Source organism: Lysinibacillus sp. NPDC097868 (assembly GCF_044761135.1).
Lineage (GTDB): Bacteria > Bacillota > Bacilli > Bacillales_A > Planococcaceae > Lysinibacillus.
The window spans coordinates 490,259-512,366 of the sequence record NZ_JBIWBS010000001.1; the positions used below are offsets into that span (position 1 = coordinate 490,259).

18 protein-coding genes are annotated in these 22,108 nt (G+C 39.6%); all 18 read left to right on the plus strand.

Annotation, left to right across the window (positions count from 1 at the left end; genetic code table 11):
* Positions 1-100 precede the first annotated feature (100 nt).
* The 18 genes from ACIQXJ_RS02275 to glpK all read left to right on the plus strand — a co-directional run bounded on the left by ACIQXJ_RS02275 (position 101) and on the right by glpK (position 22,098).
* Positions 101-898 (plus strand): TIGR00282 family metallophosphoesterase, encoded by a 798-nt coding sequence (locus tag ACIQXJ_RS02275; RefSeq protein WP_403049125.1) that lies wholly within the window; start codon positions 101-103, stop codon positions 896-898.
* 277 nt (positions 899-1,175) lie between these two features.
* Positions 1,176-1,442 carry a stage V sporulation protein S gene (locus ACIQXJ_RS02280; protein ID WP_010858535.1) on the plus strand — a complete coding sequence of 89 codons (267 nt, stop codon included), beginning with the start codon at positions 1,176-1,178 and terminating at the stop codon, positions 1,440-1,442.
* 894 nt (positions 1,443-2,336) lie between these two features.
* Complete coding sequence (locus ACIQXJ_RS02285; protein ID WP_403049128.1) at positions 2,337-4,076, plus strand: 2-oxoacid:acceptor oxidoreductase subunit alpha; 1,740 nt, start codon at positions 2,337-2,339, stop codon at positions 4,074-4,076.
* Positions 4,076-4,942, plus strand: coding sequence for a 2-oxoacid:ferredoxin oxidoreductase subunit beta (locus ACIQXJ_RS02290; protein WP_402759461.1), 867 nt, complete (start codon positions 4,076-4,078; stop codon positions 4,940-4,942). The genes ACIQXJ_RS02285 and ACIQXJ_RS02290 overlap by 1 nt, the downstream gene beginning before the upstream one ends.
* Before the next feature lie 520 nt (positions 4,943-5,462).
* On the plus strand, positions 5,463-5,837 hold the full coding sequence (locus ACIQXJ_RS02295; protein ID WP_340825738.1) for a 2-oxoglutarate ferredoxin oxidoreductase subunit beta: 375 nt from the start codon (positions 5,463-5,465) through the stop codon (positions 5,835-5,837).
* A gap of 254 nt (positions 5,838-6,091) precedes the next feature.
* Complete coding sequence (locus tag ACIQXJ_RS02300; RefSeq protein WP_403049131.1) at positions 6,092-7,180, plus strand: ABC transporter substrate-binding protein; 1,089 nt, start codon at positions 6,092-6,094, stop codon at positions 7,178-7,180.
* Complete coding sequence (locus ACIQXJ_RS02305; protein ID WP_403049134.1) at positions 7,170-8,009, plus strand: alkaline phosphatase family protein; 840 nt, start codon at positions 7,170-7,172, stop codon at positions 8,007-8,009. The genes ACIQXJ_RS02300 and ACIQXJ_RS02305 overlap by 11 nt, the downstream gene beginning before the upstream one ends.
* Before the next feature lie 58 nt (positions 8,010-8,067).
* The gene (locus ACIQXJ_RS02310) at positions 8,068-8,910 is read left to right on the plus strand and encodes an ABC transporter permease (protein WP_403049137.1); all 843 of its coding nucleotides are present in this window, start codon (positions 8,068-8,070) and stop codon (positions 8,908-8,910) included.
* On the plus strand, positions 8,910-9,695 hold the full coding sequence (locus ACIQXJ_RS02315) for an ABC transporter permease (RefSeq protein ID WP_403049140.1): 786 nt from the start codon (positions 8,910-8,912) through the stop codon (positions 9,693-9,695). The genes ACIQXJ_RS02310 and ACIQXJ_RS02315 overlap by 1 nt, the downstream gene beginning before the upstream one ends.
* Positions 9,692-10,693, plus strand: coding sequence for an ABC transporter ATP-binding protein (locus tag ACIQXJ_RS02320; protein WP_403049143.1), 1,002 nt, complete (start codon positions 9,692-9,694; stop codon positions 10,691-10,693). Before ACIQXJ_RS02315 ends, ACIQXJ_RS02320 begins: the two co-directional genes overlap by 4 nt.
* The gene (locus tag ACIQXJ_RS02325) at positions 10,690-11,472 is read left to right on the plus strand and encodes a DeoR/GlpR family DNA-binding transcription regulator (RefSeq protein ID WP_403049146.1); all 783 of its coding nucleotides are present in this window, start codon (positions 10,690-10,692) and stop codon (positions 11,470-11,472) included. Before ACIQXJ_RS02320 ends, ACIQXJ_RS02325 begins: the two co-directional genes overlap by 4 nt.
* The gene (locus ACIQXJ_RS02330; RefSeq protein ID WP_403049149.1) at positions 11,472-12,485 is read left to right on the plus strand and encodes a histidinol phosphate phosphatase domain-containing protein; all 1,014 of its coding nucleotides are present in this window, start codon (positions 11,472-11,474) and stop codon (positions 12,483-12,485) included. The genes ACIQXJ_RS02325 and ACIQXJ_RS02330 overlap by 1 nt, the downstream gene beginning before the upstream one ends.
* Positions 12,486-12,940: 455 nt before the next feature.
* Positions 12,941-14,485 carry a tRNA (N6-isopentenyl adenosine(37)-C2)-methylthiotransferase MiaB gene (miaB, locus tag ACIQXJ_RS02335; RefSeq protein WP_403049152.1) on the plus strand — a complete coding sequence of 515 codons (1,545 nt, stop codon included), beginning with the start codon at positions 12,941-12,943 and terminating at the stop codon, positions 14,483-14,485.
* Positions 14,486-14,923: a YlbF/YmcA family competence regulator gene (locus ACIQXJ_RS02340; protein ID WP_340825728.1), complete on the plus strand. Its 438-nt coding sequence runs from the start codon at positions 14,486-14,488 to the stop codon at positions 14,921-14,923.
* Between the two features lie 147 nt (positions 14,924-15,070).
* Positions 15,071-15,727, plus strand: a complete 657-nt coding sequence (gene cotE / locus ACIQXJ_RS02345) for an outer spore coat protein CotE (RefSeq protein ID WP_340825727.1) — start codon at positions 15,071-15,073, stop codon at positions 15,725-15,727.
* A gap of 315 nt (positions 15,728-16,042) precedes the next feature.
* Complete coding sequence (mutS, locus tag ACIQXJ_RS02350) at positions 16,043-18,610, plus strand: DNA mismatch repair protein MutS (RefSeq protein ID WP_403049155.1); 2,568 nt, start codon at positions 16,043-16,045, stop codon at positions 18,608-18,610.
* A 14-nt stretch (positions 18,611-18,624) separates the two neighbouring features.
* The gene (gene mutL / locus ACIQXJ_RS02355; protein ID WP_403049158.1) at positions 18,625-20,517 is read left to right on the plus strand and encodes a DNA mismatch repair endonuclease MutL; all 1,893 of its coding nucleotides are present in this window, start codon (positions 18,625-18,627) and stop codon (positions 20,515-20,517) included.
* A gap of 87 nt (positions 20,518-20,604) precedes the next feature.
* A complete protein-coding gene (glpK, locus tag ACIQXJ_RS02360) occupies positions 20,605-22,098 on the plus strand; it encodes a glycerol kinase GlpK (protein ID WP_403049161.1) in 1,494 nt (497 codons plus the stop codon).
* Positions 22,099-22,108: the final 10 nt, after the last annotated feature.

The window sequence follows — 22,108 nt, forward strand, 5'->3', positions numbered from 1 at the left end:
ACATAACCTGACGCGAATTTTTCCTTTTATTTTTGCGATTGACGAAGAAAAAATGGTAAACTCTAATGAGTGTTATTGATAGAAAGAGTGGTTTTGTAAAATGAAAGTACTATTTATTGGAGATATCGTCGGTTCAATTGGACGAGATGCGGTTGAAAAATATTTACCACGATTAAAAAAGAAATATAGTCCAGATGTAGTTATTGCAAATGGTGAAAATGCTGCAGCGGGACGTGGGATTACACGTAATATTTATAATGATTTATTACAAATGGGTGTAGATGTTATTACAATGGGTAACCACACTTGGGATAATAAAGATATTTTTGATTTTATTGATGATGCTGATTATTTAATTCGACCAGCAAACTTTTCGACTGATGCACCAGGTAAGGGTATGGTGCAAATTTCGAAAAATGGTGTTACGTTATCTGTTATCAATTTACACGGTCGTGTATTTTTGCCACCGCATGAAGATCCGTTCGCAATGGCAGAGAAATTAATCGAAGAAGCGCGCAAAACGTCGCCACTAGTGTTTGTGGATTTCCACGCAGAAGCGACAAGTGAAAAAATAGCGCTTGGTTGGCACTTGGATGGCAAGGCATCGGCAGTTGTTGGAACACATACGCATGTACAAACAGCAGATGCGCGTATTTATCCTAAAGGTACTGCTTATATTACGGACGTCGGCATGACAGGACCGTATGATGAAATTTTAGGGATGACAAAGGAAAGTGTTATTTACAAATTTCAAACTAATATGCCGTCACGTTTTGAAGTACCAAAAAAGGGTCGCGATGTATTAAGTGGCTTTTATGTTGATATTGATGACAAGACAGGGAAAGCTGTTAATTGTGAAAGAATATATATTAATGAGGACTATCCGTTTCAAGCTTAATGAAAACTACTGTGCATACTTCATGCACAGTAGTTTTTTTTCACCTGCAGCTTTGGTGGATAAACCGTTCTAAATAGAAGGTTTATTAGTATTAAAAATGAATATATAGCAATAAAAACATCATGGAATTAAACAGTTTACAATATATCAGAAATGAAAATAGTCTATTTTCATTTTACTGAGCATAAAATGACCTACGGACAATAACTTGAAGTCCAAAAAGGGGGACATGAGTTATTGAGCGTAAACACTATTCGCGAAACGGGGAGGAATAATTGTGGATTCATTAAAAGTATCATCACGCTCTAATCCAAATTCAGTTGCAGGTGCATTAGTCGCGGTAATCAGAGAAAAAGGGCAAGCAGAAATGCAGGCAGTTGGGGCAGGTGCACTTAACCAAGCCGTGAAAGCAGTGGCCATCGCACGCGGATTTGTAGCGCCAAGTGGCACAGATTTAATTTGCGCACCGGCGTTTGCCGATATTTTAATTGCTGGTGAAGAACGTACAGCATTAAAGCTGCTAGTAGAAAAACGTGTTCGATAATTAAAGTAGAACTTTAATCGGTGGGGGGGTGACCCCGCCGATTATTAGTAAAACGGTGGAGATGTTCATTCCACTATAAAGAATTATAAAATGTACAAGCCCTATCACTAAACTTCTTTTTTGGACGAGCGTCTAACAGATGTGAACGGAATTAGCCATTCATATCTAGTGCTCTTTCCTCTAAAAGTCAATGTGATAGGGCTTATTTGTGTCTATTTTTGTGCCAGGCACCCACACAATTCTGAATTTTTCAGATGAGTGCCAGGCACCGAAACAATTTTGAATTTTCATGGCAATGCCAGTAGGGGTAACTAAGTAAAAATCCACGCAGATTCCTGCGGGAACGCACGCAACGTAAGACGCAACAGGCGACGCGAAAGCGACGGTTGCGGCTGACGTCATGCCCGCGGAAAGCGAAGTGGATTTTTACGATTTAGAAGACGTTATGGTGCTAGATGTTTAAGCGGAGTGTCAGGCACCGAAACAATTTTGAATTTTCATGACTCTGCCAGTAGGGGTAACTAAGTAAAAATCCACGCAGACTCCTGCGGGAACGCACGCAACGTAAGACGCAACAGGCGGCGCGACAGCGACGGTTGCGGCTGACGTCGTGCCCGCGGAAAGCGAAGTGGGTTTTTACGTTATAAGAAGCCGTTATCATGCAATTAGCATTGCCTAAAATCCAAAATAAATGTCCAATCATGCACTTGAAATCAGCAAGTTAATTTTTTATACTTAATTGATTTGAAAATTACAACTTTTTGAACAACATTTTCAGTCAAAGGTCTGAATTTAGCCCAATTCATTGAATAACAATAGTGCAGACCGTTTCTTCGTGTTAAACTTATGAAGGAAAAAAATAATAGTATACATTGGATTTAAGGAGTTGTTGAGATGTTACATCAGCTTTCGTGGAAAGTCGGTGGGCAGCAAGGTGAAGGGATTGAGAGTACAGGTGAGATTTTCTCGATGGCAATGAATCGTTTAGGTTATTTCCTTTACGGTTATCGTCACTTCTCTTCTCGTATAAAAGGTGGCCACACTAATAATAAAATTACAGTTCGTCCAACAGAAGTACGTTCCATTGCGGATGATTTAGATATTTTAGTGGCGTTCGATCAAGAAACAATCGACGTCAATTATAAAGAACTAACAGAAAAAGGCATTATATTAGCCGATGCAAAATTTGATCCTGTAAAACCAGAGGATTCAAAAGCACCATTATTTGCTGTACCTTTTACAGAGGTGGCGGCAGAGCTTGGTACAACGTTAATGAAAAACATGGTAGCAATCGGAGCGACTGCCTCTCTTCTAAACTTAGAAGATGCTGTGTTCCAAAATGTTGTTGATGACATCTTCGGCAAAAAAGGTGAAGAAGTTGTTCAGAAAAACATGGAAGCAATCGCGCGCGGTCATGAAATGATGAATGAATTATTAGGAGATCGTATTGGTGAGTGGGCATTAGCTCCAGCTGATGGTAAACGCCGGATGTTCATGATTGGGAATGATGCAGTAGCACTTGGTGCACTAGCTGCTGGGACACGCTTTATGGCGGCATACCCGATTACACCTGCATCAGAAATTATGGAATATCTTATTAAGAAATTACCTAAGTTTGGTGGGGCAGTTATTCAAACGGAAGATGAAATCGCGGCGGCAACGATGGCGATTGGTGCAAACTTCGGTGGTGTACGTTCATTTACAGCGTCAGCAGGTCCTGGTCTTTCTCTAATGATGGAAGCAATCGGGCTTTCAGGTATGACAGAGCAACCACTAGTTGTTGTAGACACACAACGTGGCGGTCCATCTACGGGTTTACCAACGAAGCAAGAACAATCAGATTTAATGGCAATGCTTTATGGTACACATGGTGAAATTCCAAAAGTGGTCATCGCGCCTTCAACTATGGAAGAAGCGTTCTTTGACACAATCCAAGCGTTTAATATTGCAGAGGAATTACAGTTACCTGTTATTTTAATGACGGACTTACAGTTATCGCTTGGTAAACAAACTGTTGAACCATTCGATTATAAAAAAATTGAAATTCGTCGTGGGAAAATTGTTACAGACGATCTTGAAGCTTCAGCAGATAAAGCTTACTTCAAGCGTTATGAAGATACAGAAGACGGTATTTCGCCGCGTGTGCTACCAGGTCATTTAAACGGTATCCACCATGTAACAGGTGTTGAGCATGATGAAACAGGGAAGCCATCTGAAGCAACTGGCAACCGTCGTACACAAATGGATAAACGCTTCCGTAAGCTAGAAGCATTGAATTTTGATACACCTGTTTATAAAAATGCACCACATGAAGAAGCGGATGTGTTATTAGTAGGCTTTAACTCAACACGTGGAGCGATTGAAGAAGTACAAGAGCGATTAAATGCTCAAGGCATGAAGGTGAACCATGCGCATATTCGCTTAATTCACCCATTCCCATCGGCTGATATGGCACCTCTTGTGGAGAAAGCGAAAAAAGTAATCGTTGTAGAAAACAACTACACTGGTCAGTTAGCGAACATCATGAAAATGAATATTGGTGGTCACGGTAAGATTGAGATGATTACAAAATATAACGGTACTCCGTTCTTGCCAGGTGAATTAGAAAATAGAGTGAAGGAGTTGACTCACTAATGGCAACATTTAAGGATTTTCGTAATACAGTGAAACCAAACTGGTGCCCAGGTTGTGGCGACTTCTCTGTACAGGCTGCGATTCAACGTGCAGCAGCAAACGTAGGCATCGAGCCAAATGAACTAGCAGTTATTTCTGGGATCGGCTGTTCGGGTCGTATTTCAGGTTATATTAATTCATACGGTTTCCATGGCATTCATGGTCGTGCATTACCGATTGCACAAGGATTAAAAATGGCTAACCGTGATTTAAATGTCATCGCTTCTGGTGGTGACGGAGATGGTTTTGCGATTGGTATGGGGCATACGATTCATGCCATCCGTCGTAACATCGACATCACATATGTTGTAATGGATAACCAAATTTACGGTTTAACAAAAGGCCAAACCTCTCCACGTTCGGCTGCTGGATTTATTACAAAATCTACGCCAGGTGGCGCTATTGAGCCATCGTTAAAACCATTGGAAGTAGCATTAACAAGCGGTGCTACATTTGTGGCACAAGGCTTCTCAACTGATATTAAAGAATTAACAGCTTTAATTGAAGCAGGCATTAACCATAAAGGCTTCTCATTTATCAATGTATTTTCACCATGTGTTACGTACAACAAAGTAAATACGTACGATTGGTTTAAAGAAAACTTAACAAAGCTTGCTGATATTGAAGGTTATGATAATGCTGACCGTGGTATGGCAATGCGCACTGTAATGGAGAATGAAGGCTTAGTTACAGGGATTATTTATCAGGATAAAGAAACTACTTCTTATCAAGAAAAAGTTCCTGGTTACGCTGAGCTACCTTTAACAGATATCGATATTCAAATGAGCGAAAATCAATTCAATGCACTTGTGCAAGAATTTATGTAAATAAGATTGCTAAAAGCCACAATTATTATATTGTGGCTTTTAGTATGTAAATAAAAGGAATCAAGAAGAGTTTTTCTGTTGTGCCAGGCACCCAAACAATTTCTAGTTGCATTCTAATACTAACTAAGTCAAAATCCACGCAGACTCCTGTTGGAACGCACGCAACGAAAGCGGAGTGCCATGCACCCAAACAATTTTGAATTTTCATGGTACTACCACTAATGTTAACTAAGTAAAAATCCACGCAGACAGACCGCGCGACAGCGACGGTTACAGCTTATGTCGTGCCCAAGGAAAGCGGAGTGGATTTTTACGATTGAGGAAACCATTATTATGCTAGGTATCTACGCTAAGTGCCAGGCACACAAACAATACTTCTAGTTGATTAGAGCAAGAAGCGTCACACACAGCGGAAACAAACTTACATTTTTAATAATGAAAATCCATCAAATGATTAATAGGGGGCGTGCGCGGGTAAAATTATATGAAAGAATGATACAATAAAAGAAAAAAAGAGGCGATGTTCGTGAATAATATCATTGATTTTATTGCGAAAAAAAAGGAACGTGAAGAACGGCAACGTGCTCTAGATTTAGAACGGTATGTTGCGACTCAATGTAAATTCCATCAGCCAGAAAACATAGATGCTCTTGTTGATGGTAAAGTGATTGAAGTGAAAGATCATACACTTTTTTTAGGTTTTTTATCAATTTTAAAAGATGAACAAATTGAGCCACTTCACATCTTTCAGGACGTTTTTTCATTAGAGCCAAGCCGTTTTGAAATAGCCTATAACATGAAATGGTGGTCGGTTGTTCAGCTTGCTTTTACATTTTTAACGATTTTAAAGGAAAATGAACCGCATACATATGCAGATTTTCTAGGACTAACTTGATTTATCTGGGGTATGTGCACGTCTGATAAACTAAACAAACGTGTGCATACTCAACTGGATTCCTCTTTTTACCTCAAAGAATACAACCATCTTTACAATTCCTCTAATACTTAAAAAACTTCACATATATTTATAAACTCTCAATAATGTTTACGAAATATTTTTAAGCCATCCATACTTGCTTAATGTTTGTTTTATAAGATTACTGTTGTAAGCAAATAAAAATAAACATAAACAAATGGAGGGTCCAACTCATGGCAATTCAAAAGTTATGGAAGAAAGGCTTAATCGGTGCATTAGCAATTTCAATGTTGGCAGCTTGCTCGGACAGTTCTTCTAATTCAAATGGGGTCAATAGTGATGCATCACTTGATGAAATTACTGAGAAAGCGAAACAAGAAGGAACGGTTAATTCAGTCGGTATGCCAGATACATGGGCAAACTGGGTGGAGACTTGGCAAGAGCTTGATACTGAATATGCCATCAAGCATCAGGATACAGATATGTCGAGTGCAGAGGAACTAGCAAAATTTGAAGCAGAAAAAGATGATGCTACAGCTGATATTGGGGATGTAGGGATTGCCTTTGGACCAATTGCCAAGGATAAAGGCCTAACATTACCATACAAAACCTCGTATTGGGATGATATTCCGGACTGGGCCAAGGATGATGAAGGTCATTGGATTGTTGGCTATACAGGCACCATTTCATTTTTAACAGATACAAACAATGTGAAAAATGCACCAACCTCTTGGGAAGATCTTAAAAATGGAGATTATCATGTCAGCATAGGTGATGCTTTAACAGCAAACCAAGCACAATTTGCGATATTAGCTGCCGCAATGGCTTTCGGAGGCGATGAATCGAATATTCAACCAGGTATTGATTTCTTTGCGGAATTAGCGCAACAAGGGCGTTTACAAGGTGATCCATCCGTCGCTAATTTAGAAAAAGGGGAAATTGATGTAGCAATCTTATGGGACTTTAATGCATTAGGCTATCGTCATCAAATTGATGAACAGCGCTTTGATGTAGTAATTCCATCAGAAGGCTCTGTAACATCAGGCTATGCAACGGTAATAAATAAGTATGCGAAAAACCCTTATGCTGCCATGTTAACTCGAGAATATATTTTATCGGATGCAGGACAAGAAAACTTAGCAAAAGGTTACGCACGACCAATTCGTGAAAATGTGAAGTTATCTCAGGAAGTAAAGGATCTATTACTACCAGCAGAAATGTATAAAAACGCACAACCAGTTAATGATCAAAAACAGTGGGAAGAAACGACAAAGCAAATTCCACAAATGTATCAAGAGCAGGTACTAATTCATGCCAAATAAAAAAGTCGCTCTTATTGTCATCGATGCACTTCGTTTTGATACGGCATGTACACACATGGGATTTATGCAACATTTAGTAGAACGTAAAATAGCTTCACGTTTCGAGGTGCGTTCTGAAGTACCGTCTTTATCGAGACCCTTATATGAAACTATTTTAACGGGAACACCACCAATCGTTCATGGTGTAACAAGTAATATGGCGGTGCGCTTATCGACACAATGTAGTTTATTTCATTTAGCGAAGTCCAATGGTCTTTCTACAGCAGCAGCAGCTTATTATTGGGTAAGTGAGCTTTACAATCGAGCACCATTTCAGCATATGGAGGACCGTTTACAATTCAATACAAAGCATCCGATTGAAAATGGCTTGTTCTATTTTGAAGATCATTACCCTGACAGTCATTTATTTGCAGATGCAGCGTGGTTAATGGATCAAAAGCAGCCTGATTTCTTATATATTCACCCGATGAATGTAGATGATGATGGGCATAAGTTTACAGCAAACTCAGCGCAATATCGTAATCGCGTGTTGGCTGTGGATGCACTATTGTCGCTGTTTATTCCAAAATGTATGGCACAAGGATACGAAGTGATTGTGACGGCAGATCATGGGATGACGAGTGATGGCAATCATGGCGGGTCAACAACTGAGGATCGGCATGTACCTATGTTTGTAATTTCCCAAGCTGTTACAGCTGGTATAAAAGATGGCGTGGTGTCTCAGCTACAAGTAGCACCTCTCTGTTGTCATTTAATGAATATAGAGCCTTCTGAGGAGATGGTTCCACTATTATTAGAGGGTGTACAAACATTACAACAAACTAATTAAAAAATAAACATTTGTGAATAACAGATTTAACGTTTATACATTTTTAAGTTAGAAAGAAGTGGTAGTTTTGATATCTAAGAGGCAATCTTTTGCCTGGCTTACACCTTTCCTGTTACTTGTATTGTTATTTTTCCTAGTGCCATTACTGTACATGCTTGTAACGAGCTTTAGTAATAGCGAAGGATTTACGTTAGCGCAATATAAATCCGTATTAACGAATAATTATATTTTACAAGGATTTAAAAATAGTGTGACGTTATCTGTCATTTCGGCAGTAGTTGCGCTAATGGTTACGTTGTTTGCAGTTTATGCGATTATGCACTTTTCACAGCCAATAAGGGAGAAAATTTTAATAGTAACAAATTTAACTTCAAATTTTTCAGGTATTCCTTTAGCTTTTGCGTTTATTGTCTTGCTAGGTAATAGTGGATTATTTACGTTGCTATTTGAAAAATGGGAAATAGGTGCTTTATCGTCCTTTTCCCTATATAGCTGGAGTGGGTTATTGCTCATTTATATTTATTTTCAACTGCCGTTAGCGTTAATGCTGCTGTATCCGATTTATGATGGCATACAGCAGCAATGGAAGGAAGCGGCTGCGCTTTTAGGTGCATCGTCTTTTCAGTTTTGGATAAAAATTGGTATTCCTGTTATGTTACCAGGTATTGTTGGAACTTTTAGTGTGTTATTTGCCAATGCAATGGGTGCCTATGCATCTGCATACGCCTTAACTAGTAGTAATTATAATTTAGTTGCTATACGAATTGGAGCACTGATTAAGGGAGATATATTTGCTCAACCCGAGTTGGCAAGTGCTATTGCAGTATTGCTGGCGGTAACGATGGTGACCGCAATGCTAATAAGTGAATGGAGCATAAAGAAAACAAGGGGGAAATTGTAATGAAAAAAAGAAATTTTGCTAATATCGTTTTCCTCCTTTTAATGTTGTATTTGCTATTGCCGATAGTAGCGACCATGCTTTATGCATTTTCATCAAAGTGGCATAAAACGATTTTTCCAGAGGGACTGACATTCAAGTGGCTTGCTACACTGTTTCAAGATGCAGCATTTATGCAGGCATTTGGACGTTCTGTCTTCCTTTCTGGAGGTGCAGTCGCCATTGGATTATTAGTTATCGTCCCTGCGATATTTGTCATTGTTTTATATTTTCCTAAGTATGAGAAATGGATTCAAGTGGCGGTCGTTATGGTGTATTCTTTTCCGGGTATTATTTTAGCTGTTGGATTAATCCGCGTGTATTCAACAGTAGGTGTACCGATGATTTTGGTCGTATTGGGCGCCTACGTGATTGGTATTTTGCCATATATATATCAAGGGACGCGCAATAGCTTGCGTAATGTAGATGCAAGGCAACTGTTGGACGCAGCACAATTATTAGGTGCAACTAAAACGCAAGCATTTACGAAAATACTGTTGCCTACTGTTTATCCGGGCTTGTTTGCTGGCGCATTATTATCGTTTTCAGTCCTTTTTGGAGAATTTGTACTAATTAATTTAGTAGTCGGCTCGCGCTTTGAAACTGTACAAATTTATTTAATGAAAAAGCTAAGTACGAGTGGCCATATTGCCAGTGCGGTCGTCTTTATTTATATCGTTCTTATGGGGTTATTAACGTTCGCTATTGCGATATTAACGAATCGTTCGAAAGGTGCGACAAATGTATGAGCTATATTGTAATTGAAGGACTTCATAAAAAATATGAACAAACAACTGTCTTATCAAATATCGAAATGACAATTGAAAAAGGTCAATTTATTACACTTCTAGGGCCAAGTGGCTGTGGGAAAAGTACCATTTTAAGAATTGTTGCGGGCCTAACGGATGCAACAGCAGGAAAAATACAAATTGAAGGAAAAAATATGGGTGGCATCCAGCCAAAAGATCGCCAGGTCGGGATGGTATTTCAATCCTACGCACTATTTCCGAACATGACCGTCAAAGAAAATATTGCATTTGGCTTGCGAATGAAAAAAATAAATAATACAGAAGTGGAGCAACGTGTGCAAGAAATTCTAGCCATCGTGCATTTGACAGAAAAGGCAAATGCATATCCAAAGGAATTGTCTGGTGGTCAACAGCAACGAGTAGCGCTTGCCCGAGCGCTCGTTGTACGACCTAAAGTGTTGCTTTTAGATGAGCCACTAAGTGCACTTGATGCGCAAATACGCAAAAAATTACAGAGCGATTTACGCGCAATACAACGGCAGCTTGGAATGACAATGATTTTAGTAACCCATGATCAGGATGAGGCTATGGCTGTATCAGACAAAATATTTGTGATGAGCAATGGGGAAATTGCGCAAAGCGGCACACCGACAGAAATTTATACGAATCCGAAAAATGAATTTGTTGCGAATTTCATTGGTCATTATAATGTGTTTCCACGACATGTGCTTGAGACGATGATAGGAACGAAATTGCCTGGAGATAGTGGGAAGTTTGCCATTCGACCAGAAGCTGTTCATGTCGAGAAGAAGGATGGAGACTTTTGTCTTTTAGGTGTAGCGACACAGTCGTTAATGAGTGGTAATATCATTCGTACAACTTTAGAAGGCGATTGTGTATTTACAATGGAGCAGTTACATCAGCGTGGGCAAACGCTTGAACTAGGTAAAAACTATAAGTGTTACGTAGCGAAGGAAGATGTGATTGCACTATCATGACGTATGCTAAAATTGAACGGTTTGAATTTATATTAAAGCAATTAGAGCTTGATGGAAAAATCATTGTGACAAATATCGCAGAAGCATTATTCGTAGCACCTGAAACTGTTCGTCGGGATTTGGATGAGCTAGAGCAGCAACATCTATTGACGAGAGTGCATGGAGGAGCAATTAAGTATACAAATGTTCGAACGGAACCTGCATTTTTGCGGAAATTGCAAATGCAAAAAGAAGCAAAGTGTACCATTGCTCGGCAGGCTGCGATGCGAATATGTGATGGGGATACGATTGCAGTTGATACAGGGACGACGACAGTGCACATTGCAGATTACTTAATGGCGGTTGAGGATATTACTGTTGTTACTCACTCTATTGCCGCTGCGGCACAATTTAATCTCGCCATTGAAGAAAGACGGATGACAGGGAAAGTTATTTTACTAGGAGGAACAACAAACCCTAGACAAGCTTCGGTTGCTGGTGCAATGACATTAGAATGGTTAGGCAATATGAATTTCGACAAAGCATTTTTATCTTGCGGTGGCATGAAGGATGGTATGGTGTATGACTATGATTTAGATGAATCACTGATTTCTCAAAAGATGCTACAGCAAAGTAAAAAGACAATACTATTAGCAGATGCATCAAAAATTAATGGCCATTCATTTTATCAAATCTGTCATTTAGCACAATGTACGGAAATAATGTGTGATATTGCTTGCCCAGAAGACTGGCAAGTATACGAAGAACAGTGGACAATATGTAGTGGAGGGAAAAGTTGATGACAATTGATTACCATGTACATTTAGAGGAGGGGCCTTATTCTTTCCGTTGGCTGGAGCGAACATCTCGAGCGATCTCGCACTTTCATGAGCCTAGAAGTACTACTAAAGGTTCCAAAGCGTTAGTCGAATGGCAAGTGTCAGCAATGGCTAGTCGATTGCACAATGGTTGCTATAGTGAAGAATGGCTTGACCTATATTTACATCAGGCAAAACAACTTGGTTTACGAGAGGTTGGTATTGTCGATCATTTGTATCGCTTTCATGAGGCTCGCTCCTATTTTGAACAATATATGCAATTAGATAATTCACAAGAAATCGGTCGTCTGCAACGATACTGGCTAGATAGTGTGATGACTGAAAATATGGACGATTTTGTATTAGCAATAGCAAAGGCAAAGAAAAGATGGCGTCAGCATGGTGTCGAGTTAAAGCTAGGCATTGAAGCGGATTACTTTGTAGGTGGCGAGGAGGAATTGGCATCGCTACTAGACGGACACCCTTGGGATTATGTAATTGGCTCTGTTCATTTTGTTGATGGCTGGGGCTTTGATAATCCACAAACGGAGCATTTATTTGCTAATATGGATCAAACAACATTGCAGATGAACTATACGCATTTTTTTTCAACAGTCGTGCAAATGATACAGTCTAACATGTTTGATTTTGTGGCTCACTTGGATAATTTTAAAGTCTTTCGTTATCATGTTGAGGATGAGGCGTTTAATCTTTTATGGTATGAACGAATTGCGCAAGCGCTTGTCAACACACAAACAGCAACGGAAATTAATGCAGGGTTATATTATCGCTACCCCGTGCAAGAAATGTGCCCCGGTCCATTGTTTTTGCAAGTTTTAGTACAACGGGGTGTCGAGTTTACCGTTTCTTCAGACGCCCATTTCCCTGATGATTTAGGAAAATATACATTTGCCAATACTGATTTGCTAAAGAGCTTAGGCGTTCAACACCTAGTAGGGTTCGATCAACGCATAAAAAAATATATAGAGTTATAACAACAATCACCGTTGATAATGTCATCGGTGATTTTTTCTAGGTATCTATGCTAAGTGTCATGCATTTAAACAGTTATACTTGTTGTTGGTAGCGAAGGCGGTGACTCCTCCGGGAATGCAAGCAGCGTAAGACGCAACAGACCACGCGATAGCGGGGGTTCTGGCTTACGTGTGTGCCCGCGGAAAGCACCGCCGTAGTGGACAACAACGACATTGCAAAAAAGTGCTAGATTGATTACTGTCAATCTAACACTTTTTCTCTTTTGTCCCAGCCTCCTTGTTTATTATGAAGCAATAGACAAGAACGACGGAATATTTTTAATAAGAAGTGTATTTAAGTAGAAACCACGACATTTAGTACACAAACCTTGTAGGAAGTAGTAATCATTCAGTATAATAGTAAAATGGGAATTCGAATGCACGGATTTCGTTTGAAAGGAGTTACCTGACCTGCAATGAATGAGGAACAACGATTAACCAGTCAACAAGTCAATCAACCAAAAAAAGAAGACAAGCCTGATAAGGATTATAGTAAATATTTTGAGAAGGTCTTTACTGCACCTTCATTAAAAGATGCAAAAAAACGTGGTAAAGAAGAAGTGAAATACCATAAAGACTTCCAAATAGCAGAACAATTTGCTGGCATGGGCGAGGGACGGACTTTCTATATCCGTACATATGGCTGCCAAATGAATGAGCACGATACAGAAGTGATGGCTGGGATATTTATGCAGCTTGGTTATACTTCAACAGAGATTATCGAGGAAGCAGATGTGGTGCTACTCAATACATGTGCAATCCGTGAAAATGCAGAAAACAAAGTATTTGGAGAGCTTGGTTTCCTGCTAAAATATAAACGCAAAAATCCAGAAATGTTAATTGGTGTATGTGGCTGTATGTCGCAAGAAGAATCTGTAGTTAATAAAATTTTAAAAACGTATCCACACGTCGATATGGTATTTGGAACACACAATATACACCGTTTGCCAAATATTTTAAAAGAAGCATACATGTCGAAGGAAATGGTTATAGAGGTTTGGTCTAAAGAGGGCGACGTTATTGAAAACTTGCCGAAAAAACGTTTAGGTTCCATTAAAGCCTGGGTCAATATTATGTACGGCTGTGACAAGTTTTGTACGTATTGTATCGTGCCATATACGCGTGGGAAAGAACGTAGTCGTCGTCCAGAGGAAATCATTGCTGAAGTTCGTGAGCTAGCAGCTGCGGGCTATAAAGAAATTATGCTCCTTGGTCAAAATGTCAACGCTTACGGGAAAGACTTTGAGGACCTTGATTACCGTCTAGGTGATTTAATGGATGAATTGCGAAAAATTGATATTCCACGTATTCGCTTTACAACAAGTCACCCTCGTGATTTCGATGATTATTTAATTGAAGTGCTAGCAAAAGGCGGGAACTTAGTTGAACATATTCATTTACCAGTCCAATCGGGCTCAAATGATGTGTTAAAAATTATGGCTCGTAAATATAGTCGTGAGCATTTCCTTAGCCTAGTAGATAAGATTAAAGCTGCAATCCCTGGTGTGACGTTAACAACTGATATTATTGTCGGTTATCCAAACGAAACAGAGGAGCAATTCGAAGAGACTATATCACTATACCGTGAAGTAGGCTTTGAAATGGCCTTTACGTATATTTACTCTCCTCGAGAAGGTACGCCAGCTGCGAAGATGGTTGACAATGTACCAGAAGATGTGAAAAAAGAGCGCCTGCATCGTTTAAATGCGGTTGTACAAGAATATTCTAGAAAAGCGCTTGAAGGCTTGAAAGGCGAAATTGTAGAAGTGTTAGTGGAAGGAACAAGTAAACGTCGTGACGACGTACTTGCCGGCTATACGCGGAAAAATCGCCTAGTGAATTTTAAAGCACCAACAGAGTTGATTGGACAGTTAGTGAAAGTGAAAATAACGGAGGCTACTTCTTATTCATTAACTGGAGAATTTGTGGAAGTAGTAAAAAATGAAAAGGTGGAAGCGTAAATGACACAAGTATTGTATACAAAAGAAGATTTAATTAAAAAATCCCATGAAATTGCGCATATGATTGCGAATACACCGGAAGTTGATTTTTTTAAAAAAGCTGAAGCACAAATTAATGAAAATCAACTTGTTCGTGAACGTATTGCTAGTTTAAAAAGCTTGCAAAAACAAGCAGTAAACTTCCAACACTTAGGTAAAGAAAAAGCATTAAAAATGATTGAAGACAAAATTGAAAAAATCGAAGAAGAAATTAATGCGATTCCTGTTGTACAGCAATTTAAAGAATCACAAGGTGATGTGAATGACTTATTACAATTAGTGTCGAACACAATTGCCAATAACGTTACAAACGAAATTGTGCGCTCAACAGGTGGCGATGTGTTACGCGGTGAAACTGGCTCTTATGTACAAAATTCTCAACCAGGTAGCTGTTCATAAATAAATAATAGAAGAAACAGCCCGAATGACTGCATTCGGGCTATTTTTATGGCGAAATTTAGTGAGGGGTTTACACATAATGAAAGCCCCTCCTAAAGCTGTTGAATGTAAAAATGTATAAAGTAAGTCAATTTGATTCTATGAAATATGTTCACCCAATGGGCGCTACCTGCATATGATGGAGTGAAAAGAGTCGAAGGAGGAATTGCGCTGAAACGTTTACGACAAATCGTGACGAAAGCAGTAGTTGCCAAAGGGAAGAAGAGAACGGAAGAACGTGTAACGTTATGTCCAACAAATAAACCGACGAGTATTCTCGGTTGCTGGGTAATCAACCATACTTGTTCAGCAAAAAAAGTCGGTAAATTTGTAGAAGTGTCAGGAAAGTTTGATGTCAATGTATGGTATGCTTATAGTAATCATTCGAAAACAGCAGTGTTTTCAGAAACGGTTCACTATAAAGATAAGGTAAAGCTTAATTTTAGAGATGGCGAAGTAACAGTTGGCGATGATGTGCGTGTGCGTGTAATACAAGAACCAAATTGCATGGAAGCGGTAATTTCTCCATGTGGAACAAAATTTGAAATTGTAGTAGAACGTGAGACTGTCGTTGAGGTAATGGGTGAAATGACAATTTGTATTAGTGTACATCCGCTAGATTTCGAAGAGGAATGGAATTTTAATGATGAAAGTTCATCTTCATCATCTTCATCGTCAAGCTCTAGTTCCAGTTCTTCTAGCTCAAGTAGTGAAGGAAGATTTGTTTTAGAGTCCTCATCGTTTCCTGACGAACGCCCAAGATAATATACAAGATAATATTTTTTGATACATGCGAAATGCTAGCATCTTTACAAAGGTGAAATAAGCGTTTCGCATGTATCTTTTGTTATAATAAATATAACAATCAGGGGATGAAGACTTGTGTAGCAAAAAATAAGTAAAGGCGAGCTTTTTGTTTAATGAAAACAAAGCACTCAATAGCCCTAGATTTATCGCTCTAAGTAGCAATTGCTAACGTAACTACAAGTATGCATGCCCCAAGCACAATTCAAAATTTATCTAAACGCAAATATGCCAATGCGTATTTGATTTAAATGGCAAGAGCGAGGGAATTTTTAAATGACAACTTATACACCAATGATGCAACAATATTTGCAAGTAAAAGAAGATTATAAGGATGCCTTTTTATTTTTTAGATTAGGTGACTTTTACGAGATGTTTTTTGAAGATGCAATTAATGCATCACAAATTTTAGAAATTACATTAACGAGCCGAGATGCAGGTGCTAAGGAGCGTATTCCAATGTGTGGGGTACCACATCACTCGGCAAAAAATTATATTGAAACACTTGTGCAAAAAGGCTATAAGGTTGCAATTTGTGAGCAAACGGAAGATCCAAAACAAGCAAAAGGTGTAGTCAAACGTGAAGTAGTCCAACTTATTACTCCAGGTACTATTATGGAAGGTAAGGCGCTAGATGGTAAAACCAATCATTTTATTGGCGCAGCAGAACAATTGGATGCTACGACATTTGGCTATGCCTACTTGGATCTATCGACAGGGGAAGCAATAGCGTCAACAATTGAAGGGGATGGCAAGGCACTTCTGATGCAGATGCAGGCATATGGTATTCGAGAATTAATCGTAACAGAGAGCTTACAGCTTTTGTTAGCAGAACATGCAATGAATGTTGGCATTGTCCTATCGGTTGAAGAAGATGAAATGGCGATGGACAAAGCAGCGAACTATTTAGAAGCTGTACCATCAACTATACAGTTGGCTTGCCTTCGTTTGCTTCATTATATTGATAAGACGCAAATGCGTTCACTTTCTCATATTCAAGCGTTTACCTTTAATGAAATGAAAAACTATTTACGTATCGATTCTAGCTCAAAGCGTAACTTAGAACTGATTCAGTCAATTCGTGGCGGAGACCAAAAGGGTACATTGTTATGGCTATTAGATGACACGGTTACAGCGATGGGTGGGCGTAAGCTGAAGCAGTGGCTCCATCAACCGTTAGCATCACGCTCAGCTATTGAGGATAGACTTGCGATGGTTAGTGATTTGTTAGAAGAATATTTTGTAAGATCGGAATTACAAATCTCTCTAAAACAAGTATATGATTTAGAACGTTTAGCTGGTCGTGTGGCGTTTGGCAATGTAGGTGGGCGCGATTTAGCACAGCTTCGCGATTCATTACGACAAGTTCCAGTTATCCAACAACAGCTAATTGGAGCAAATAAAGAAACATTGCACAAGTTAGGTGCAGCACTCGATACATGTGCTGACGTTGAGGCTTTATTGGCACTTGCTATTACAGATAACCCACCAATCACTATTAAAGAAGGTGATGTTATCCGAGATGGCTATAATGAACGATTAGATGAACTGCGCTATGCGTCTCGCAATGGCAAGGACTGGATAGCCCAGCTAGAACAAGCAGAACGTACGAAAACGGGCATTAAAAACTTGAAAATAGGCTATAACCGTATTTTTGGCTATTATATCGAAATTACAAAATCTAATATTCATTTGGCAGACTTAACACGCTATGAGCGTAAGCAAACACTTGCAAATGCGGAACGTTATATTACACAGGAACTGAAAGAAAAAGAGTCGCTTATTTTGAATGCTGAGGAAGAAAGCTTGGCATTGGAGTACAACCTATTCGTTGAAATACGTGAACAATTAAAATCATTCATTCCACGTGTACAAGCGTTAGCAGCGAGCATTAGTGAATTAGATGTATTGCTTAGCTTTGCAAGCGTTTCTGAAAAATATCGTTTTACGAAGCCAGAATTTCATGCGGGACGTGCGCTTGAAATTATTGAAGGACGACACCCAGTTGTTGAGAAAATGCTCAATAAGCAAATGTATGTACCGAATGATTGTGTGCTCGAAGAAAATCACAACATGATGCTCATTACAGGGCCCAATATGTCTGGTAAAAGTACATATATGCGCCAAGTTGCACTAATTGTTGTGATGGCACAAATGGGATGCTATGTGCCGGCGGAAAAGGCAAGATTACCAATTACAGATCAAATTTTTACACGGATTGGTGCAGCGGATGATTTAGCTGCAGGACAATCAACATTTATGGTGGAAATGCTAGAATCACAGCATGCGATTATGCATGCAACTCAAAATAGCTTAATGCTCTTTGATGAAATTGGTCGTGGAACTTCCACTTATGATGGTATGAGTCTTGCGCAATCTATGATGGAATATATTCATGACAAAATAGGCGCAAATACACTTTTCTCTACACATTATCATGAATTGACAGCTTTAGAAAAAGAGTTAACTCGCTTACAAAATGTGCATGTATCTGCCACTGAAAAGAATGGTACAGTTGTCTTTTTACACAAGGTGAAAAAGGGAGCGGCAGATAAATCATATGGTATTCATGTAGCGCAGCTAGCACAATTACCAGAGGAAATTTTAGAGAGAGCACGTATATTGCTTGAAAACTTTGAGGCAGGTAAAGAACTTCCTATGTCCCAAGAAGTGGTTGAACAACCTGTACAAATGTCGCTCTTTACAGAAGAAGCGGCGTTGCCTTCAGCTGAAGCAGATGTCTTGAAAAGCTTAGAGAAGGTGAATATTCTAGGTACATCACCAATGCAGGCCATTAATATTTTATATGAATTACAACAGCAATTAGTTAACGCTAAAAAATAAAGGAGTGAAGCGCCATGGGGAAAATTCAAATTATGGACGCGTGGCTATCCAATAGAATTGCTGCGGGGGAAGTAGTAGAACGACCAGCGTCTGTAGTCAAAGAACTAGTCGAAAATGCGATTGATGCTGGTAGTACGTCCATTGATGTCTTTTTGCTAGAAGCGGGCCTCACTTCAATTCAAGTTATTGATAATGGTAGTGGGATGGATGAGGAAGACGCACTGATCTCTTTCTCCCGCCATGCAACAAGTAAGATTCATAAGGAGCATGACTTATTTCGTATTCGTACTTTAGGATTTCGTGGTGAAGCATTAGCATCAATCGCATCGGTATCCAAAATGACGATGATTACTTCGAATGGTGAATCAGGGACGTATGTGGAACTAGAGGGCGGCCATGTGACAATGCAAAAGCCTGGGCCATTGCGTAAAGGAACAGATATTACAGTGGCACAGCTATTTTTCAATACGCCTGCGCGTTTAAAATATATGAAAACGATACAAACCGAGCTTGGGCATACGATTGATCTTATGAACCGTCTAGCGCTTGGTAATCCACAAATTGCCTTTCGATTGCTACATAACGGTCAGCAGTTATTACAGACAAATGGACGAGGCGATGTACAACAAGTACTTGCCGCGATTTATGGCATGCATAATGCGAAAAAAATGGTGTCTTTTCAAGGGGAGTCTCATGACTATAAGGTTTCGGGCTTTGTTTCTTTACCAGAGGTGACACGTGCTTCTAAAAATTATATGTCGCTGTTTGTCAATGGTCGTTGGGTGAAACATTATTTGGTGCAAAAGGCTATTATCGAAGCATACCATACGTATTTACCGATTGAGCGTTTTCCAATTGTAGCGCTTTATATCGAAGGTGATCCATATTTAACAGACGTAAATGTTCATCCAGCCAAACATCAAATACGTTTAAGTAAAGAACTAGAGCTACTGAAATTGATTGAAGAAACAATTCGTGGCAAAATTCGGGAAGTTATGCGTGTACCACTAATGGAAAAGAAAGAAAAAATTCCGAAACCTGCAACAGAACAGTTGAATATTTGGAAGCCTACACCGAAGCTGGATGTTGAAAAAATGAATGCTATCGTTGAAAAGCTCTATGATGCGCAAACTGTTCAGGAGTCCAGCATATTACCAGTTGAGGAACCAGCACCTACAGCTACAGTTATAGAAGATAGCTGGCAACCAATTCAACAATTAGAAACAAATCAGGTTGAAGTAGAGTCACCAATAGAGCACATGGAATTTCTAAATGAGGAGCCTCAAATAGAAGAATCTCAAATAGAAGAGCCAAAAAAAGAGCCATTCCCTGCTCTTGAAGTAGTAGGGCAAATTCACGGGACATATATCGTTGCACAAATGGAGGATGGCTTTTATTTAATCGACCAACATGCGGCACAGGAGCGTATTAAATACGAGTTTTTCCGTGAAAAGGTTGGGCAAGTAAATCCGAACGAACGACAGACATTATTACTTCCCTTGACCTTCCATTACGCAGCAGATGAGGCGCTTATACTGCGTGAAAATAGACAGCAGCTAGAGGCTGTTGGTGTATTTTTAGAGGATTTTGGACAGTCATCATTTGTTATTCGTGAGCACCCTAGCTGGTTTCCAAATGGCGAGGAGCAGGACATTATTGAGGATTTAATTGAGCAAGTATTGACGACGAAAAAGGCAGATGTTAAAAAAATGCGTGAGGCAGCAGCCATTATGATGAGCTGTAAAAAGTCTATTAAAGCGAATCATTATTTAACGAAAGAGCAAATGGTTGCGTTGCTAGACGATTTACGTAAGGCAGACAATCCATTTACCTGTCCACATGGTCGGCCAGTGCTAATTCATTTTACAACCTATGAAGTAGAAAAAATGTTTAAACGGGTAATGTAGTGATAACTGAGCATCGCGGTCGCAGTAAATTAAAGAAAAGCTTACAGCGATCTCGAGCGTGGTGTGAAAACCTAAGGGGGAGAATGAATGGGTGAATTTATATTAGCAATTGATCAAGGTACGACAAGTTCAAGAGCGATTTTATTCGATCATAAAGGTGAAATTGTCCATGTTGCCCAAAAGGAATTTCAGCAGTATTTTCCGAAGGCAGGCTGGGTAGAGCATAACGCCAATGAGATTTGGGGATCAGTGCTCGCAGTTATCGCAGCTGTTTTAACTGAAAGTGGTCATGAAGCAAGTGAGGTACATGCAATTGGCATTACAAATCAGCGGGAAACTACGGTAGTTTGGGATAAACATACGGGTCAGCCTGTCTATAATGCTATCGTGTGGCAATCAAGGCAAACTCAGGACATTGTTAAAGAGTTGAAGGAACATGGCCATGAAAAAATGTTTCAGCAAAAGACAGGGTTACGTCTGGATTCCTATTTTTCTGCAACAAAAATTAAATGGATTTTAGACAATGTTGACGGTGCCCGTGACAAGGCAGAAAATGGTGATTTACTATTTGGCACGATTGATTCTTGGATTGTTTGGCGATTATCAAAAGGGAAGGCACATATTACGGATTACTCCAATGCGGCGCGGACATTACTTTATAATATCCATGAACTACAATGGGACGAAGAACTTTGCAAACTACTAAATATCCCTATGACGATGTTACCAGAAGTAAGAAATTCCTCAGAAATCTATACGAAAACAGCACCAAGCATATTTTTTGGGGAAGAAACGCCAATTGCAGGTATTGCTGGCGACCAGCAAGCAGCGCTCTTTGGGCAAACATGCTTTGCGAAGGGTATGGCTAAAAATACGTACGGTACTGGCTGTTTTATGTTGTTAAATACGGGTGATCAGGCTATACATTCTGAAAATGGCTTGCTTACAACGATTGCTTGGGGCATTGATGGCGCTGTAACATACGCATTAGAAGGCAGTGTTTTTGTAGCAGGTTCAGCAATTCAGTGGTTACGTGATGGTCTTCGAATGATTCGAACTGCTAAGGAATCTGAAAAATATGCAACAAAGGTTGCTGATACAGATGGTGTATACATTGTACCTGCATTTGTAGGATTAGGAACACCATACTGGGATACCGATGCCCGTGGCGCTATTTTTGGCTTGACACGGGGTACTTCAAAAGAACATTTTATTCGCGCAACACTTGAATCATTGGCTTACCAGACGAAAGATGTACTGGATGCAATGGAGGAAGCGGCAGGTACGCCAATTGAAGTATTGCGGGTAGATGGAGGAGCTGTAAGTAATGGCTTCTTAATGCAATTCCAAAGTGATATTTTACAGTTAGAGGTGGAGTTAGCAAAGCTAAATGAATCGACTGCACTCGGGGCAGCCTATTTAGCAGGTCTGGCAACTGGATTTTGGGAAAATAAAGAGGCGTTAGCTGCATTATGGGCAAATGGGCAAACCTATCAACCCAAAATGACCATAGAGCAAAGCGCGATATTATACGCGGGCTGGCAAAGAGCTGTAGAGGCTACACGTTTATTCAAATCATAGCTAATGGGGG

Excerpts from the sequence above, each read along its gene's own strand:
- ACIQXJ_RS02285 (WP_403049128.1), top strand. The coding sequence starts at position 2,337 with ATGTTACATCAGCTTTCGTGGAAAGTCGGTGGGCAGCAAGGTGAAGGG.
- miaB (WP_403049152.1), top strand. The coding sequence starts at position 12,941 with ATGAATGAGGAACAACGATTAACCAGTCAACAAGTCAATCAACCAAAA.
- ACIQXJ_RS02340 (WP_340825728.1), top strand. The coding sequence starts at position 14,486 with ATGACACAAGTATTGTATACAAAAGAAGATTTAATTAAAAAATCCCAT.
- ACIQXJ_RS02330 (WP_403049149.1), top strand. The coding sequence starts at position 11,472 with ATGACAATTGATTACCATGTACATTTAGAGGAGGGGCCTTATTCTTTC.
- ACIQXJ_RS02300 (WP_403049131.1), top strand. The coding sequence starts at position 6,092 with ATGGCAATTCAAAAGTTATGGAAGAAAGGCTTAATCGGTGCATTAGCA.
- ACIQXJ_RS02275 (WP_403049125.1), top strand. The coding sequence starts at position 101 with ATGAAAGTACTATTTATTGGAGATATCGTCGGTTCAATTGGACGAGAT.
- ACIQXJ_RS02305 (WP_403049134.1), top strand. The coding sequence starts at position 7,170 with ATGCCAAATAAAAAAGTCGCTCTTATTGTCATCGATGCACTTCGTTTT.
- cotE (WP_340825727.1), top strand. The coding sequence starts at position 15,071 with ATGTTCACCCAATGGGCGCTACCTGCATATGATGGAGTGAAAAGAGTC.
- mutL (WP_403049158.1), top strand. The coding sequence starts at position 18,625 with ATGGGGAAAATTCAAATTATGGACGCGTGGCTATCCAATAGAATTGCT.
- mutS (WP_403049155.1), top strand. The coding sequence starts at position 16,043 with ATGACAACTTATACACCAATGATGCAACAATATTTGCAAGTAAAAGAA.
- ACIQXJ_RS02320 (WP_403049143.1), top strand. The coding sequence starts at position 9,692 with ATGAGCTATATTGTAATTGAAGGACTTCATAAAAAATATGAACAAACA.
- ACIQXJ_RS02325 (WP_403049146.1), top strand. The coding sequence starts at position 10,690 with ATGACGTATGCTAAAATTGAACGGTTTGAATTTATATTAAAGCAATTA.
- glpK (WP_403049161.1), top strand. The coding sequence starts at position 20,605 with ATGGGTGAATTTATATTAGCAATTGATCAAGGTACGACAAGTTCAAGA.
- ACIQXJ_RS02315 (WP_403049140.1), top strand. The coding sequence starts at position 8,910 with ATGAAAAAAAGAAATTTTGCTAATATCGTTTTCCTCCTTTTAATGTTG.
- ACIQXJ_RS02295 (WP_340825738.1), top strand. The coding sequence starts at position 5,463 with ATGTTCGTGAATAATATCATTGATTTTATTGCGAAAAAAAAGGAACGT.
- ACIQXJ_RS02290 (WP_402759461.1), top strand. The coding sequence starts at position 4,076 with ATGGCAACATTTAAGGATTTTCGTAATACAGTGAAACCAAACTGGTGC.